Annotated in this window: 10 protein-coding genes and 1 pseudogene; 1 reads left to right on the top strand and 10 read right to left on the bottom strand. The window is 42.9% G+C overall.

The annotated features are described in order from the left end of the window. Window positions 1-364, bottom strand: a 364-nt coding sequence (locus IM322_RS11775; RefSeq protein WP_502863569.1) for an OmpH/Skp family outer membrane protein, incomplete at its 3' end; no start/stop codon positions are given. Between the two features lie 406 nt (window positions 365-770). Between IM322_RS11775 and IM322_RS11770 the strand changes: the two are divergent. Next, window positions 771-1,291, top strand: a pseudogene (locus IM322_RS11770) (hypothetical protein). 41 nt (window positions 1,292-1,332) lie between these two features. On the opposite strand, the gene IM322_RS11765 reads toward IM322_RS11770, so the two are convergent. From IM322_RS11765 to IM322_RS11725, 9 genes are all read right to left on the bottom strand, one after another. Next, on the bottom strand, window positions 1,333-2,112 hold the full coding sequence (locus tag IM322_RS11765; RefSeq protein WP_149985461.1) for a pentapeptide repeat-containing protein: 780 nt from the start codon (window positions 2,110-2,112) through the stop codon (window positions 1,333-1,335). A gap of 798 nt (window positions 2,113-2,910) precedes the next feature. Next, window positions 2,911-6,009, bottom strand: coding sequence for an efflux RND transporter permease subunit (locus IM322_RS11760; protein ID WP_287675421.1), 3,099 nt, complete (start codon window positions 6,007-6,009; stop codon window positions 2,911-2,913). A 42-nt stretch (window positions 6,010-6,051) separates the two neighbouring features. Continuing rightward, window positions 6,052-7,407: an efflux RND transporter periplasmic adaptor subunit gene (locus tag IM322_RS11755; protein WP_287675422.1), complete on the bottom strand. Its 1,356-nt coding sequence runs from the start codon at window positions 7,405-7,407 to the stop codon at window positions 6,052-6,054. A 60-nt stretch (window positions 7,408-7,467) separates the two neighbouring features. Beyond that, window positions 7,468-8,769, bottom strand: a complete 1,302-nt coding sequence (locus tag IM322_RS11750) for an MFS transporter (RefSeq protein ID WP_287675423.1) — start codon at window positions 8,767-8,769, stop codon at window positions 7,468-7,470. A gap of 48 nt (window positions 8,770-8,817) precedes the next feature. Beyond that, window positions 8,818-10,449, bottom strand: coding sequence for an FAD-binding oxidoreductase (locus tag IM322_RS11745; RefSeq protein ID WP_287675424.1), 1,632 nt, complete (start codon window positions 10,447-10,449; stop codon window positions 8,818-8,820). Between the two features lie 80 nt (window positions 10,450-10,529). Then, window positions 10,530-11,135: an isoprenylcysteine carboxyl methyltransferase family protein gene (locus IM322_RS11740; RefSeq protein WP_287675425.1), complete on the bottom strand. Its 606-nt coding sequence runs from the start codon at window positions 11,133-11,135 to the stop codon at window positions 10,530-10,532. 12 nt (window positions 11,136-11,147) lie between these two features. Beyond that, a complete protein-coding gene (locus IM322_RS11735; RefSeq protein ID WP_287675426.1) occupies window positions 11,148-12,323 on the bottom strand; it encodes a type III polyketide synthase in 1,176 nt (391 codons plus the stop codon). A gap of 47 nt (window positions 12,324-12,370) precedes the next feature. Then, the gene (locus tag IM322_RS11730; protein WP_287675427.1) at window positions 12,371-13,690 is read right to left on the bottom strand and encodes a flavin-containing monooxygenase; all 1,320 of its coding nucleotides are present in this window, start codon (window positions 13,688-13,690) and stop codon (window positions 12,371-12,373) included. Window positions 13,691-13,718: 28 nt separating this feature from the next. Beyond that, window positions 13,719-17,681 carry a beta-ketoacyl synthase N-terminal-like domain-containing protein gene (locus tag IM322_RS11725; protein WP_287675428.1) on the bottom strand — a complete coding sequence of 1,321 codons (3,963 nt, stop codon included), beginning with the start codon at window positions 17,679-17,681 and terminating at the stop codon, window positions 13,719-13,721. Window positions 17,682-17,718: the final 37 nt, after the last annotated feature.

Genomic DNA, 17,718 nt, shown 5'->3' with positions numbered 1-17,718 from the left:
TATCCATTGTTTCGACTTTCTGATCAAGAGTTTTAATATCTCCTTTGATTTCTGTGACTTCCACCTTTAAATCATTAACATCTTTTTGGAGACTGTCAAATTTTTGATTAACATCTTTTTGGAGACTGTCAAATTTTTGATTAACATCTTTTTGGAGACTGTCGATTTTCTGATCCACATCTCTTTGGAGACTGTCAAATTTTTGATCCATATCTCTTTGGAGATTGTCAAATTTTTGATCCATATCTCTTTGGAGAGAGTCAATTTTCTGATTAACATCTCTTTGGAGATTGTCGATTTTACTCTCGATCCTTGTCAGGACAGATTCGAGAGAATAGGTAACGGTTTCGCTAGTTTGTGTCATCATTAAAACCCTCTGGTCGATATAGCCAAATATAATTAGGTTATGCTGAAACAGTTTTTCGTGGGGGTGGGGTGTCGGGTGTGGGGTTTTAGCCATTTTCAGGTGGTCAATTACCCAATGTTCAGGGAAAAAGTACCTGAATTTTCCCCCCTGATCACTCCAATGGCTGGCACTTTTTGATTTCAAAAAAGCCTAAAGATATTATCCAACAAAGTTTTTAGATTTATTCAGCCAGCCCTAATTATTCCCCTATTGCCTATTGCTAGGAGCCAAGGACGATTTTGCTACCGGAAAATTTTCAATTGTGGCCAGAGATCGATCGTGGTAATTTAAGAAAGCGATCGGGGAACTCTAACAGGGAAGATCCCGACCCTAGCCTGGGAGTGTCTGTTTAACTGTCTGTCCTATGTACAAGTCTATTACTGTTTTAACGCTGCTGACGGGAATTATTGCCGTTGATGTGGTTTTTGCTCAATCCACTGTTAATCTTCCCATCACAGTTAAACGGGGAGAATCCTACGAAGGATTATTGACTAGAGCATCGCAATTAGCAGAGAAAACTATCATCAGTCGTTTTAATCAACAACAGGGTCTTAATAAAATTGATTTATTAATAACCGCCGAAAAATCAGGTGCGATCGCACCTCTCCTCTCGGTGAAGGTATCCCGTCAAGATTGGTTTGGCAACCCTAATATTCAACGCTGGGGGAATGTTTTTCCCTTTGGCAAAGATCTCCTCGGTTTTAGCTCTCCCGCACCCGTCGTCACCCCGAAAAGTCCCCCCGCTGCCGTTAATCCCACGCCATCTCCAGCACCATCTCCCAGTGCTACCACTCCTCCCCCTGCTTTACCCTTCGAGGATGAGCCGAATAATGCTCCCCCAATCCCCATTCCTAACCAAAGATTAACCATCCAGCTAATCGTTAATCGATAGGAAAAGGAGAGGCTTTCGGCAGATATATTGACTTTTAAGTGGCAAAACGGGGCTGAAACCAGTCTAGGGGGAAAATATCATCTTCTTGGGCGGTTTCTGTCCAACCGGTGACGCTCTCAAAACAAGTCCCCGTCAAGTTAGCACCCCTCAAGTCCGCTCCCTGTAGATTTACCTCTTGTAAACGCGCTCCCGCTAGATTAGCAGCCGCTAAATTAGCCCCGCGTAAATCACTACCCGTCAGACGTGCCTCGCTAAAATTAGCCCTTTCTAAATTAGCCCCCTGAAAGTCCACCTCTTTAAGAAAAGAGCCGCTAAAATTGGCTTCCCTTGCGGAAATCTGACGACATTTAGTGCCACTTAACCGCGCTTCCTGCAAATTAGCCCAATTGAGATTGACTTTATCTAGGGTTGCCTCCAAGAGATTAACTAAGTATAAATTCGCCCCGCATAAATTCGCCCCGCATAAATTCGCCCCCCGGAGATTAGCATGGGAAAGATCCGCCCCACTTAATCGCGAGTTACGCAGGTTTGCCTGTACCATAAAGGCCCCGGTGAGATTAGCTTTGGTTAAGTCCGCTTCCACTAATTGCGCTTGACTTAATTTGGCATAGGTTAAATTCGCCCAATTCAAACTCGCTCCCCGCAGATTTGATTTAGTCAGAAAAGAGCGGCTCAAATTAGTTCCGCGCAAATTGGCCGCAGCAAAATTGACAGCGATTAGAGTCACTTGTTGTAGATCTAGACTCATCAAGTCAATGCCTAAAAAATCCCGCTCTCCTTGTTCGTAGAGTCTTAGTAACTGATTAACTTTCATCTCCCTTCTTCTACTTCTAAGATGGTGGTTAAGAAGTAATCAACAAAAGCACCTAAAAACTTTGTCCGATAACTAACTCAGCTTTTAGATGAGAAATTTACGAGGCTCTCTTTTGAGTTTATGTAAAGTTTTTTATCGATTTTTTAAGAGAAGATAACCCGAACAGCAAGTTAATTTTAATCATAGTTAAGTAGCTTGGCTAAAAAAGTTTGACTGGTTTTTCCAATTCTACCCCAGTCCATCGGGTAATTAGTATCTGAAACTACTCTTGTTAAAAAACTTATCTATTGTTTAAACTCGATTATATTTAGGGCTTGCTGAAAAAGTTTGTTGGTGGGGTTAGGAGTCAGGAGTCAGTAGCCGGTCGTCAGTAGCCGGTCGTCAGTAGCCGGTCGTTTCAGGCTTTGTTGCCCTCTTTTTTGTACCAGTTTATGTACTACAAGAAGGATAATGCCAGGTTTTTGAAGGTCTTAATCCTATTTTCGCAGCACTAACATCGGATTTTAACAGGTCAAAAGCCTTATTTTAAAAGGGTTTTACCATTATTCAGCCAGCCCTATTTAACCCAGCCAATTCTCCCTATTTTCTCGGATCAGGGCGGTAGAGCCGAGAGGACTTTCAGGGTATTTTTACCCAAATCATCCTAAATCCGGTTATTAAAGACTGATTATTCATTGCCCCTTTTGCCTATTGCCTATTGCTTTTTGCCTGTCCTGATATGTAGCCTATACTCAACGGATTTAGTATCAATAGAGACGTTGTCTAGCAACGTCTCTACAAAAGTGGCATTTAATCAAGCTACTCAGAAACAGACAGAGGGGAAACCTTTTGGGCTTGAGCGAGATAGTACCATCCCGACGGGACAAATACCAGTGCGCTTAGGGTGGTTCCCATCACCCCGATGGAAATACAGAGAGCGAGGGGTTCCCAAAAAGCGCCGCCGTAGAGAAATAATGGCACAAATCCCGTCACCGTGGTTAAGGTAGTGGTGAGAATGTGACAGGTGGAAGCAATGACCACTTCCCGGATTGCCTTTCGTTGGCGTTGAAGATGGGGGGGTAAAGCTTGTAAAGCCGCTACCACGACAATAGAATCATTAACGGAAACCCCAACTAAGCCGATAGTGCCTAAAATCGACATGAATCCTAGGGGATATTCAAATAACCAGAGGGAAAATAAGGCTAGTCCAATCGAACTAATACCGACGACAGTAACTAGAGCAGCAAGACGGAAGGAGTTAAAAGAAAGAACAAGGGTTGATAGCATTAGAATCGTCAAGACTCCCACACTAGCAATTAGATTAGCCACAGCCGTATCTCTTTCTTCTTCCTCTCCGCCAAATTCGAGCCGATACCCTGGCGGAAGGGAAAATTTGCCCGATTCTAAGTTTTGGCGAAATTCGTCTAAAACCGTTGCAGCGATCGCATCAGCTTGAACATAGGCCTTCACCGTATTAATTCGCTTGCCATTTCGTCGAGGAATCGTGGCTAATTCGGGGAGAAAATCAAATTCTGCCACAGAGGAAAGGGAAATATTCGCCCGTTCAGCAGTGGCGGAATTACCGAGAATATTTAAAGAGGCAATTTGTGGCAGTTGCTCGCGATCGCGATTACCGACTCGGACTCGTACGGGTAATTCTTCCGTTGCTTCTAAAATCGAGCCACCCACAGAACCTTCTAAAAGGTTATCCAATTGACTTGCGATCGCCGCATTATCCAAACCAATCAGTCGAGCTTTTTCTTCATTAATTTTTAAGGCTAATTTAGCTTGAATTTCACTTAAATCAGCAACAGAATAGGTTATTTCGGGTATTTTTGCCAGTTCTTCCCGTAAGGACTCGCCAATTTTCCTTAACATCTCCAATTCTGAGCCATAAACCCTAATTTCGATCGGAGCGCCCACCGGTGGACCCTGTTCTAGGGGGCTGACTAATACCCTAGCCATCGGTAGAGCTTGACTTAATTGTTTTTGTAAGGTTTCGATCAATTGGGGATTATCAGAAACTTGCCGAAGTTGAATCAATGCTTGGGCAAAATTAGGAGAGTCTTTGACGCCATCGGAGAGATTATAGTAGAAGGGGGGAGCATTACGCCCTAAAAACCAGTGAACTTCTGCAATTTCTCGATGATCTAGCAGTATTTTTTCAGCTTGAGCCACTTTTACCTGAGTTACTTCTAGGGTTGTGGTGGGGGCCAGTTCGATTTCTAGGGTTAACTGATCTCGTTCTGCCGGCGGAAAGAATTCTTCCGGGAGAGTGCCGGCGACAACAAAGCCAGCAATTGGAATAATCAAGCCAATAACCAGACCTAATACGGGAAAATAGAGAATTAACTTCAAAATTTGGCGATACAACCCCGTTAGGAGCGGTAAATTAATTCCCGTATCCCACCAATGGGTTTTTGTCTGGTGCGAGCGATGAGTCAGTTGATATAAACGTAAACTGAGGACAGGAATAATCGTTAGGGACAAAATTAGAGAACTAACCAAGGCTAAGATCACTGTTTGGGCGATAGTACGCACGAATTCGCCAGTGCCTCCTTGCAAAAGAGCGATCGGCATAAAAGACAAAATCGTGGTTAGGGTAGAAGCTAAGAGGGGAATCCCTAACTGTTTAACGGTTTCAGCAACAATATGTTCGTGAGCTATTCCGGTCCGTAGTCCTTTTTGCAGTTCATCGACAATCACAATAGCGTTATCGATCAAAAGTCCCAAAGCAATAACAATTCCTGTCACCGACATTTGATGTAGGGGAATTTGCCAGAGATTCATACCAGCAAAGACCATCAGGATCGATAAGGGCAAGGATAGACTTACTACCAAGGCGGACTGCCATCCCATCATCACAAAAGCTGTCCCCATGACACAGAGTAGCCCTAGGATCATGTTGCTGAATAATCCATCGATTCGGTTAGCCACATAACGATTTTGGGCAAAAATTATCTTGAGGCTAACACCTTGGGGGAGAGAGGGTCGAAACAGGTCTAACTTGGCCTGGGCTGCCGTTGTCCATTCATCTATGCGTTGCCCCGATTCCATCATAGCGGCCACCACAATAGCCGGTTTACCGTTAATAATAGTTAGTTCTGGCGGCGGTTCTTGAATTCCCCTGGTAACTAGGGCGATATCTCCTAAACGGGTAAATTGTCCCTCATTACTGTAACGAATCGGAATTGCTCGAATCCGAGAGAGTGATTCTAAACTGGTATCGACTTCCAATAATAAATTATTGCGATTACTGCGAAGTTGTCCGGCGGCGACCTTGGCATCACTGGTTTGAATTTGTTGGGCAACTTCGACGGCAGTTAGGCCTAGGGAGGATAATTTCACCGGATCAATTTCGACTAAAATTTCCTCGGCCGGAACCCCGACTAACTCGACCCTTTCGGTTCCCCAAAGGGCTTCTAATTCATCGAACAGTTCTTGGCCAAGTCGGCGTAAAATAGCGTAATTAGGAGCGGTATCTAGCTCCCAAAGGATGGCAGTCAATAAACTAAAGGCTTGACTATATCCTTCTTCGTATAAGGGTCTTTCGGCTTCTGGGGGTAGTTGCGGGATGACATCGGTAATCCGATCGCGAATGCGTGACCAGACGGGATCCACATCAGTCACTTCATCTTTAAGTTCAATATTGACCGTGGAACTCCCTAATTCTGAGGAGGACTCAATCAGGCTAATTTCTTTGATGCTAGAGAGAGATTGTTCAATTTTTTCGGTCACTAGGGATTCGACCCGATAAGGACTGGCGCCGGGTAAATTGGTGGTAATGGTGGCACCTCGATTAATTGTTTCGGGATCTTCCATGCGCGGCAAAATTTGAAAGGAAGACAATCCCCAGACAATAATCAGAATTAAGGTCAGAATTAGTAATCTAGGTTTACGTTCAAATAAGTTATTCATTGGAGATTATTAGGGATAATAAAGCTGATTAATGACCACTGACTACCAAATTTCCACCATTTGCCCGGGTACGATGCGATGAACCCCTTCGACGATCACTCGATCACCGGAGGTTAAAGTCCCGCGCACCAACAAGCGATCGCCTTGAATCGCTAGAACTTCTAAATCTTGGCGTTTGACGGTAAATTGTCGAGGATTATCGGGATTAGCTGCTCCTAGAACATAGGAAGACCATAATCCTCTCGTGCCTTGTACTAAAGCTTCTGTGGGCAACCAATAGCCCGATTGTGGAACTGATTGAGATAATTCTAGGCTGACCACTTGCCCCGGAATCAGGCCTTGAGTCTGATTTAAACTTAAAATAACCGTGGCGGTACGGGTAGTCGGATCAACTTGGGGTAGGGTTGAAGTGACTTGTCCTGTTACTATTTTGTCACCAATTTTTAAACGATGTTTACTCCCAATTGGTAATTTTTCGGACTGGTCAACGGGAACCCCTATACGCGCTTCCAGTTGATTACTTTCGACCAAACGAACGATCGGATTACTTGCAGAAACAACAGTGCCAATATTGACGTGAAGGAGGGCAATAGTGCCATCGTAGGGGGCTTGAAGTTGGCTTTTCTCAATCTCTAATTTAATATTCTTCAGTTGGGCATCAAATTGGTCAATAACGGCTTTTTGCAGAGAAATCAATTCGGGACGAGTACCGGCCTTGAGTTCATCTAATTGACTTTGGGCTTCATCAATTCTCGCTTGTTGTGCATTAACATCTGTTTGCACTTCTTCGAGTTGTTCTCTAGTAATTGCCCCTTCTTGATACAATCCTAGCCGTCTTTGGTATTTAGATTGGGCTAAAGCTAATTGTTCCCTGAGATCTCGGACTTTTGCTTGGGCTGCAGCGATACTTTCTTTCCTGGAACCAGCTTGTAATTCTTGCAGTTTAGCCGTCGCTTGCGATCGCTGGGCGATGAGTTCTTGTTTTTGTGCTTCTAAATTGCGTGTATCTAGAGTAGCAATTAAAGTACCTCGGCGTACCTCTTGACCCTCTTGAACCAATAAACTAATTAATTGTCCCGAACGCTCAAATCCTAGTTCACTTGTCCGTTTAGCCACAATATTACCCGTATAACGGCGCGGTTCTTGGTGATGGGTGACAGGAGTTAAAGTTAAGGTTCGCACCGGTAAGGCTGCCGTCTTGCTCTTATCGATTGCTAACGAAGCGGTTTCTTTTGAGGTGGTGGATTCAGAGGTGTTTTCTAAGAGGACATTACGCAGGGTAGGATAGGCAAAAACCGAGGTGGCCGCTAGGATCCCAGTAATAATTAATCGCCAAGGCAATCGCAGTTTTTTGATAGCAGTTTCTTGCTGTTTGGTGATGGGATTGGGGGAAGTCATAATCCAGTTCCAAATGAGTAGGGTTTAGTCAAGAGTAATAACAGATTAGCGAGGAAAGAACTATTTTTTTATGGCATAAGACCGGAGGACAAAAGCCGCTGCTAGGGATAATATACCGGCGGACAAAAAGGCAATTTGTACCCCCCAGGGGTTATCAGGAGTTTTCCCGAAAGAAAGGATTAATCCTGTTAGAAAAGACCCCGCACCTTGGCTAAATTGAATTAGTAGCCCCCTAGTTCCAAAAAATATTGCTTCTCGGCCCATTCCTTGTTGCTCCGCATCTTGATCGATAATGTCCGATAACATGGCATTCGGCAGACTAAAAAAGCTGGCTAGGGCTAAATTAGCGATGATCGAAAGGATTAACCAAGGAATTAAAGAATCTTGCCACCAAAAGCGACCACAGGCCATGGCAATCATACCAAGGCCAACCCAGATTAAAGAACCTTGAAAAACCAGTTTTTTGCCATATTTTTGCGCTAAGGGTAAAACTAGGGTAAATCCAGCCAAGGCACTACCGACGATAATAGTATTAATCACGGCGGCAAAACTTACCTCTCGTTTGAGGAGAGCAATTACTAAAAAAGTCGGAATCACCGAGATAATACTAATCACCATCCACGCCAAAATCATGGTGATCATATAGATACAAAAAGTCCGATTAGTAAAAGCCGCCGTTAATGTGGTTTTAAAGTTAGGATATTTGCCCTTAGAAGGAGTATATTCTTCTTTTTCTAGCAAGGGCATGGCTAGAGTAATTACCCCAATAAGACTAATAGCAATCCCCATGCCCTGAAAGCCATAGCTATCAGTTAACCAAGGGGCAATAATCCCACCAATGGTGGCACCAACTAAACCAAAAATTCCGATTTGAGTTGATAATTTAACCCTTCCTTCTGGGCTTTTAGCGAGAGTGGGCAACCAGGCTAAATAGGGAACATGATAGGATGCCATACCCACATAAAACACCCAAAGCATGGTGACTAAATAAATGAAGTAAGTGGTTTGATTTAAGTTATTAGGGGGATTAAACAACAGGATAAAACCACCAATTAAAGGGACTAAACTGGCCAGTATAAATGGTCTTCTTTTGCCCCAAGGACTCCAAAAGCGATCGGAAAAATAACCGATCACTGGCTGCACAAAAGCCCCAGCAATACGGCTAATCATTATCGCTATCCCCACTAAAGCAGAGGGCAATAAAATGGATAAGTTATAGTCATTGGGAATGCCAGGGTCGTAGCGATAGATTAGCATGGTTAGAAGGGCATTATTAACGATAAAGTTACCAAACCAACCAGTGATATACGGAAGATAATCTATTCGGAGATGTTGCCATTTCCTAGAAGTGCTAGAAGTCATTAGAATTGGGGGAGAGATGGGCAGTTAGCAGTAGATTGTTAGACTTATTTAAAGAAATTCGTAGCGACCGGGTGAGAGAATGTGATTGGGATCCAAGCTGTCTTTAATTTTCTGGATTAAGCAACTATAATCGTCTTTGGCTAGGGGTAAACTATTCATAGAGTGGGTACTAAGACGGTAGGGATAATAGCCTTTATTGATCAATTCTGCCAACATTTCATCGTGACAATTTAAGGCTTTTTGGTCTTCTCCTTCTAGCAATCGATCATAAAAAATGGCAGCATTGATGTTGATATTGCGCTCGGTAATACAGTTAATGCCGATATTAGGTTCATAACCATATTTTTTAGCGATGCTGCTGATAATATTGAGAGCATTTCTGAGATGATTTCCCAGAAAAGGAACAGCGGGAACACACCAAATCATGCCACAGGCATCCAGATCTAAATTCAACTTATCGGTGGGAGGCGTTTTTTTGCGCCAATAGGCCATTTTCAGCACTTTTTCGGTAATCATTCCTCGTTGGGGATTTTTGTGATAAATTAAATCCACCTTGTCCTTAATTTCCACACCGGTAAATACTTTAAAAATGGGACTCATTTTGCTGGCCATTTTGAACTTATTTTCATCAAAAAACATAAGTTTATTGACAATTCCTTTCAAGGCTTTTTCAATTAGTTTTCTTTCGACTTTTCCCTGTTCTGGTGAAGCCGAATATAAAGCTCCTTCTCCTATCCAAACACCGCCACCCCATTGATGACTTAATTGTTCTAATAAATCGGGGGGTAAAGGAGTTTTTTCTTGGCATTCCTGCCAGGGATATTGTTGTTGAATAGACAACATTCGGTAGTTATTATTAATGTGGAAGGTCGTTTTAATTACCCCTGCCATTTTCAGTTGACGTAGTTTGTCGATCAATAACTCTAATTTATTTTCTTGATCGATGCTATAGAAAAAAGCCTGAAAATATTCAGGATAGGGCGTTAACCAAAAAGTCATTTTGGTGACGATTCCTAGGTTAGATTGGGTAAAAATTCCATCAAAATAGGGACCGACTCCCCAACGATTGACCGCCCCTATTTGGGAATTTTCAAAGCGATTAAATCCCGTATGAACACATTCACCGGTGGGCAAAACTACTTCCATTCCACAGACATGATTAAAGCGATCGCCCAAAGGTCCTTTGGCTTCACCTCGTTCGAGAATATTGCCAATAATACTAGAATCAGGAGTCGAACCGGTGACACTCATTAATAATTTATTGCCATTTTTTTGCAAAAAATCGTAGAGTTGTCGCTGAGTAACACCCGCTTCAATAGTTACATAAGCTAGGGTTTCATTGTAATCCAAAATCTGATTTAATCGACTCAAATCCATTAAAACCGAACCGGTGCGGCTAGGAACTCGCGAACCATAACCCCAATTTTTACCTGTACTAATAGGATAGACAGGGGTTTGATAGCGATTAGCAATTTTTAGAGATTCTTGGACTTCTTGACGATTACCTGGGCGAATAATTGCCGGGATTTTAGCATGGGTTTCGTAGGTAGCGGTCTCGGCTTCTAGGCGTTTTTTGTTATCGGTGCTGACATATTCGGAGCCTAATAAAGTTTCCCATTCTTGTAGAGCGTCAGTTAAATTGTCGCTAATAATATTTTCGGAAACAATTAGAGAGTCCATAGTATTTTTTTTCTCCTTGAAATTCAGGTATGAGGGGTAATTAAAGGGCCGTAGGGAACCGGCCCTGCTATCGGTGGCAATTAACTTTTAAGCGGTTGCTGTTTGCGAGAGAAAATTGCGTTAAAACTAGGAATAAAACGGGGAGTATTGGCGAAAACTGCTTGATAATTGGTGTCTTGACTCAAAGCTTCTTCTTCAGCCGGAATGCGTTGGATTAATAACCAAGCATTCAGGAGACTAAAGACTATAGATGTCAGATAAGCGGTATGAAACAGGGGAACCACCGCTAATTCCGTGATCATGGCGCACCAGTTAGGATGACGGATATATTGATAAATGCCATTGTCGATCACGGGTGTCTGGGGAACCGTGACCACCTTATGAATCCAGCGATCGCCTAAAGCTTCAATGGAGGCATAGCGGAGCTTTTGAGCTAAAAAGGTAGTAATTAGGGAAAATAAAGCCAATGCTGGTATAAAAGGTCTATTGAGGAGATAAACTTCCCCGATCATGCAAAGCATCCAGCTAGATTGGAAAATCTTGACGAATCCCACATAATTAGAACTATGCAGTTTGCCTCCCTCCGCTAAGACTTTGGCCATATTCTGTTTACTCAGACGAGTAACGCGCACTCGTTGGACAATAATGTAACTAATCAAGGCAATGAAAATTATTTGGCTTAACATCTTCAAATATCCTCAAAATTGAACTAAAATAGCTTCTTGAGCAAATCCAGGCCCCATGGAAATGATTAATCCGTAGGAATCCTTGGGGGGATGGGGACGGGAGAGGGTTTCATCGAGAATGCAGAGGATAGTAGCAGAAGCAATATTGCCAATTTTCGCCAAAATATCCCAACTCACCTGTAAAGTATCTGGTTCTAACTGGAATTCTTCAACTATTGCATCGAGAATCTTTGGCCCCCCCGGATGCACCATCCAACAGACAATTTCGTCGAGGGAAACTCCTGTTTTTTCTAGTAAAGATGCCACTGCTTTTCTCACCCCACCCTTGACGTAATCAGAGACTTCTGGGCGAATAATTTGGCGAAAACCGTAGTCTGTTAAAGGTAATGCCATTAAATGCTCTGTGTGGGGCATTAACAGCGATTGAGTGCCGATAATCTTCAGTTTTGCTTTACCTTGCTTGACTAAGGGATGTTCATCTCCCGCTAAGAGAACCGTGCCGACTCCATCGCCAAATAAAGCCGCTACCACAAGGGTCATAATGATATTGCTATATTGAGACGGATCTTCGGGTAATTGTCCCAATAATCCCGTTAAATCGCCATGAATTGACCCTTGCCAAAGGCCAGAGGAGGGATCGGTGGTAAACAAAATCGCTGCTTCGGTGGGATGTCCTTGCAGATAATCGTTTACTCTGGCTAATCCTTGGGCGCCTCCCAAACAGCCGACACCCGATAACGCTTGCCGCTTGATATCGAGGGAAAAATGTAGACGATTGAGGAGTAAACTTTCTAGGGAAGGAACGGAAGGAAGAACAGTAACGGAGGTAACTAGGGAGATTTCTTTGGGAGAAAGAGCTGCTTTTTTGAGCAAATTAGTTACTGTCGATGTTACTAAATCCATAGTTAGATCGACCATTTGACGAACGGTTTGGGCGAGTCCGGGAGGATTATCGGCATCGAATTCATCTAGGGGAATGGTGAAGTATCGCCCTTGAATTTTGACATTACTGAAAAAACGATGAATTTGTTCTAAATCAAAAAAGGTTTGTTCCTGGAAGTCGAGATGATTTCTGAGGCAATAATCTTGAAGAAGATTAGCACAATGATTTCTGATATTGACTTCTAGAACCTCTTGGGGATAGTAATGTTCTGGAAAACCGGTAGCTGTCTCAATAATGTAGGGCATTGGAGTTAAGATAGAGGGATTTCAGGGGGTGAATTATGGTGGGAGATTTAAGCCAGTAATCGGCGAGCTAATCCTTGGGCTTGGCGTATATAACCCAATTTGTCAATCACTAAGGAGTGAGTACCGCTATGGTGTTTATTGTCGGCGCTTAAATTGGCACTAATTTGACGTTTTAGCTTTTCAAATTTATAGACAAACCGGGATTTTTTATCCTGAGCTTGTAGATAAGCGGCCACTAAATTACTTTGTTCTTCAAATACTCGCCAGTGGGTGCCAGTGGGATGAACCATTCCGATGACAAACAGGTTATTTTCCTCTGGGTGAAAAACATTCATATAGAGGTTAGGCTGGGTGGTTCCTTCTTGCCAATTTAAATCCGATTTGTCAATAAAAGAAAATTCAATTTTGTAACCAGTGGCGTAGATAATCAGATCAATTTCTTCTGTACTGCCATCGGCAAAAATAACATTCTTTCCGTCTAATTCTTGGATATTAGGCTTATGGTTGACATCTCCATGCACATAATAACGATAGATTTGTTGGTCACTGTTGGGAATAATTAGACCGTTACTTTTACAATCTGTAGGAATATTGAGTTTTTTGAGATTAACTCCTTGTAAAAATAGAGCTATTGGTGATAATAAAGCCATCATTTTCATGTGTTCTTGGGCTGGAATTAGATTCATGATTGGCGTGTTAATCATCACCCATTCTGGGGGCAAACCGAACAAAAATTTCGGCATACAGAGAAAGCCACGACGGGTACTATGGAAAGTTTTACTGCCATTGATAGCCGCTTCGACGACTAAATCCATGGCTGATTGTCCCGCTCCAACTACTAGGACTTTTTTAGCATTTAGTTGAGCGGGATTATCATAATCTTTTGAATGGATAATTTCCCCGTCAAAATGCCCAGAAAATTGAGGAATATTCGGTTTACTATGATAACCACTAGCGATTAAAACCCCTCGGTATCGTCTGGTTTCTTGGTTGCTAAGGGTGACATCCCAAAAGTTACCCACCTTTTTTACTTTCTCCACGCTGAGATTAAATTCTATGAAATCATAGAGATTGAAATGAGCGGCATAATTGCGAAGATATTCATAGACTAACCGATGATTGGGATAATCTGGGTAATCTTTTGGCATGGGAAAATCGGAAAAAGGTTGTGTGGTTTTATGACCAATCAGATGTGTATTTTTATACATTGGACTATCGGGACGATCATAAATCCAAATACCCCCAACATCCTGGGCAGATTCGATAACATTAAAGGGAATTTTGGCTTTGCTTAAGGCTCTAGCCGCCGCTAATCCTGCGGCACCAGCCCCAATAATACAGTATTGCTCTTTGTAATCTAAAGTCATGATTTTTCTCCCTTGAATAATTGGTTGATTAGGCAGTCATTTGTTCAGGAAACTCTCGTAAACTTTGGCAAATTATTTTCATAATTTTCTCCGTATGTTGGTTGATAAAGAAATGTCCTCCCGGTAAGGTATGCAGGACAAAATCTTGATTGGTTTGCAGTTGCCATTGTTGTAATTGATCGGCAGAAACCTTGGCATCGTTGTGGCCTCCAAAAACGGTAATAGGACAATTTAAGGGTTGACCTTGTTGATAAGAATAGGTCTCTAGGAGTTTGAAATCTGCTCGTAAAATTGGCAAAAAAGCCGCCATTAAATCGGGATTTTTGAGGAGAGTTTCCGGAGTTCCTTGAAAATGACCTAAAGCTGCTAAAAATTGCTCATCTCCCAGACGATGAATGGGTAAATCGGGATTGACAATTTGAGGCGCTCGAAATCCAGACATAAATAAATGTTGGGGCAGATTTTGCCGAGTTTTCGCTAATTCTCTGGTTAATTCAAAACTGATTAAAGAACCCATGCTATGACCAAAAAAAGCATAAGGTTGGTCTAAATAGGGAGTCAGAATCGGAATGAGACGATTAATCAGGGATTTTAGCGATGTAATCGCAGTTTCCTGAAGGCGCGTTTCGCGTCCGGGTAGTTGAATCGCCCAAAATTCCACTTGCGTGGGGCAGTAATTCAGCCAATTTTGGAATACGGAGGCACCCCCACCGGCGTAGGGAAAACAAAATAGACGAATGCGGGCGTTAGGATTAGCTTGTTTACGAATTAGCCAAAGTTTCGGATCATTAGAGATATTTTCGGCTTTAGTCGTCCTGATTGGTTTTTTCTGTTTTGAGGGGAGAGGAGTTTTGTTGCTAGTTGCAGGTTGGGAGTTTTGGGTGATTAAGTTGAATATTTGCGGTAAAAACTGCTCAATACTCAATCCCGTTAGGTATTCCACGGGAACAATAATTTTTAAATCCTCCTCTAGTTGACGTCGTAATTGACTGGACATGAGAGAATCTAAGCCTAAACTAGAGAGCGGTTGCTTGGTATGTAGCTTGACCATGGATAAACCGGTAATCTGTTCTAAAACACCGATAATGTAGGTTTCTAGTTGTTTAAGCTGTTGCTCTGCGGGTGTGGCCAAAAGAGAGTCAAGGGTAATTAGATGACCAGAAGATGATGCAGTGGTGGTTTTGACAACTTCTGGCGGTTGAGGAGGTGTTTCTAGGAGATATTTCGACAATTTAGGCAATAATTGCGCTTCTTCTGCGGTCAAGTCGCCTGTTTTTAGCCAATAACTACTTCTTTCAAAGGTGTAGGTCGGTAAGATACAGGGTTTACTGTCTTGATTGGCCGTTATCTCTTGCCAATTCAGGGCGAATCCCCGCAGATAAAGCTGACTGACACTCTCGAGGATCTGTTGTCGGTCAGAGGTTTGACGACGCAAACTGGGCAACCAAAGACAGGGATGATTTTTATCCACTACGCTGCCCATGGCCGATAAAACGGGATGGGGGCCGCATTCGACAAATACCTCATAACCGTTGTCCAGTAAGGTTTTTATCCCATCGGCAAAGCGAACAGAAGACCGGAGATGACGACACCAATAATCGGCAGTAGTGACCTCAAAATTGACTAAGTTGCCATTAAGGTTAGAAATTAAGGCTCGTTGGGGGGGATGATAGGTGATAGTTTCAGCAATTTGTCGGAACTCGTCTAAAATCTCCTCCATCAGAGGGGAATGAAAAGCTTGAGAGACATTTAACGGGGTAATCTTCAGATTTTTGACCTGAAGCTGTTTTACCAGGGTTTCTATGGTCTCTGCAGCACCGGAGAGGACAATATTATCCTGACCATTAATAGCGGCAATAGCTACCTGAGATTGATAGGGGACAATTAAGGGACTAATTTCAGCTTCACTAGCGGAGATAACGACCATTGAGCCACTTTTTCCCACAGAATCCATCAATTTAGCCCGATAGAAGACTAATTTTAAGGCATCTTCTAAACTAAAGACTCCAGCAACACAGGCGGCCACATATTCCCCTAAACTATGACCCATGACCCCATGGGGGGTAATTCCCCAGGATTCCCAGAGTTTAAAAAGGGCGTATTCGAGAGCAAATAGGGCAGGTTGGGTGTAAAAAGTTTGATTGAGATGATTTTCTTGGTCAATAATCTCCGTTAGGCAATAGTCCCCATATTGACGGAGAATTTGATCACAGCGATCGAGTGTTTGACGAAATAGAGGATAACATTGGTATAGTTCCCTTCCCATACCGGGGTATTGAGAACCCTGTCCCGGAAAGAGAAAGGCAATTTTTGCCCGATTTTTGCCATTAAATTCACTTTTTTGGCGAAAAGAACTGGGTTCACCTTGAACGAAAGCGGCTAATTTTTCTTGAAGTTGGCAGTGACTAGAGACAATACAGGTGAAACGATGGGGTAATTGGGAGCGACTGCGATTGCTAGTAGCACAAATGGAGCTTAAAGCCACATTTTCCGCATTTTCTAGGTAATTTGCGTATTTTTGGGCTAGTTTGATTAAAGCCGATTCAGTCTTGGCTGAGAGGGTGAACAGATAGGGCGATGAATCAGGTGCCGCAGTCGTTTGAGGTTCGTAAGGGTATTCTTCGAGAATAATATGGGCATTAGTGCCATTTAAGCCAAAAGAACTAACTCCAGCTAAACGAGAAGAATTTTCACTAACCCATTCACGGTTTTTAGTCGGAACTTTCAGCGGTTGATTTTCCCAGTCTAGATGGGGTGTCGGTTGCTGGAAGTGGAGATGGGGGGCAATTTGTCGATGTTGCAAGCATAAAATCACTTTCATCAGTCCGGCAATACCAGCGGCCGCTTCTAGATGGCCGATATTGGTTTTGACGGAACCAACCCAAACCGGTTGGGGATTTTTAGCAAAAACTGTCGATAATGCACCTAATTCAATGGGATCGCCCAAAGAAGTTCCAGTTCCATGGGCTTCAATATAGCTAATGTCCTCTGGCTTTACCTGAGCATTTTTTAAAGCTTGACGAATCAATTGTTCTTGACTAAGTTGATTGGGAACTGTTAAACCGCTACTCGTACCACCATGGTTAACGGCCGAACCTTTAATTAGTCCTAAAATCAAGTTATTATCCCGAATAGCCGCAGATAAAGACTTTAAAACTATAATACCGCCGCCTTCTCCCCGCACATAGCCATTCGCTGTTCTATCAAAGGTTTTACAACGACCGTCAGGAGACAACATCTGGGCGCGGGATTCCATGATAGTAACGAAGGGGGTTAACATGAGGTTGACCCCCCCAGCTAGGGCAACTTCACACTCGTTATTGCGTAAACTTTGGCAAGCTAAATGAACAGCGACTAAAGAGGAGGCACAAGCAGTATCAACCGTTAAAGTTGGGCCATGAAATCCAAAAAGATAGGATAAACGTCCTGAAGCTACACTTTTAGCATTTCCCGTTCCCGTATAGGCATCAATCAGATCGGGATGATGGCTAAAATGGGAGTAATCTTGAGTCATCATGCCTATAAATACCCCCGTTTGACTTCCTCGCCGATTTAAGGGTGATATTCCCGCATTTTCCAGAGCTTCCCAGGCTAGTTCCAGCAGTAACCGCTGTTGCGGATCCATTTGTGCCACTTCCCGGGGAGAAAGACCAAAAAAATCAGCGTCAAATTGATCTATCGGTTGATTTAAGAAGCCACCGTGACGGGTATAGACTTTTCCCCTCGCATCGGGTTTAGGATCGTAATAATTGTCAATATTCCAGCGTTGCGGCGGAATTTCGCTGATGGCATCGGTTCCTGATTGCAATAATTCCCAAAAAGTTTCCGGGGAATTAGCTCCCTGGGGAAAGCGACAGGACATACCAATAATTGCAATTGGTTCATTCTTGGCTTTTTCTAGGGTATGTAGCTTAGTTTTTAAGACCTTAATTTGATTTAAGGCATCTTTTATTAAGCTCAGTTGATCAGGTTTGGCAGGTATTTGTGTCATGGTAAACAGGTTATTTAGATAGGGTTTGAGGTCTGCT

Source organism: Microcystis sp. M109S1 (genome assembly GCF_020247025.1).
Classification (GTDB): domain Bacteria; phylum Cyanobacteriota; class Cyanobacteriia; order Cyanobacteriales; family Microcystaceae; genus Microcystis.
The sequence above is the reverse complement of the archived record's forward strand: the minus strand, read 5'-3'. Positions and strand labels throughout refer to the sequence as shown.

What these genes read in the sequence shown, in the direction of transcription:
- IM322_RS11740 (WP_287675425.1), bottom strand. Translation starts at nt 11,135, where the DNA reads ATGTTAAGCCAAATAATTTTCATTGCCTTGATTAGTTACATTATTGTC.
- IM322_RS11750 (WP_287675423.1), bottom strand. Translation starts at nt 8,769, where the DNA reads ATGACTTCTAGCACTTCTAGGAAATGGCAACATCTCCGAATAGATTAT.
- IM322_RS11735 (WP_287675426.1), bottom strand. Translation starts at nt 12,323, where the DNA reads ATGCCCTACATTATTGAGACAGCTACCGGTTTTCCAGAACATTACTAT.
- IM322_RS11765 (WP_149985461.1), bottom strand. Translation starts at nt 2,112, where the DNA reads ATGAAAGTTAATCAGTTACTAAGACTCTACGAACAAGGAGAGCGGGAT.
- IM322_RS11730 (WP_287675427.1), bottom strand. Translation starts at nt 13,690, where the DNA reads ATGACTTTAGATTACAAAGAGCAATACTGTATTATTGGGGCTGGTGCC.
- IM322_RS11755 (WP_287675422.1), bottom strand. Translation starts at nt 7,407, where the DNA reads ATGACTTCCCCCAATCCCATCACCAAACAGCAAGAAACTGCTATCAAA.
- IM322_RS11760 (WP_287675421.1), bottom strand. Translation starts at nt 6,009, where the DNA reads ATGAATAACTTATTTGAACGTAAACCTAGATTACTAATTCTGACCTTA.
- IM322_RS11725 (WP_287675428.1), bottom strand. Translation starts at nt 17,681, where the DNA reads ATGACACAAATACCTGCCAAACCTGATCAACTGAGCTTAATAAAAGAT.
- IM322_RS11745 (WP_287675424.1), bottom strand. Translation starts at nt 10,449, where the DNA reads ATGGACTCTCTAATTGTTTCCGAAAATATTATTAGCGACAATTTAACT.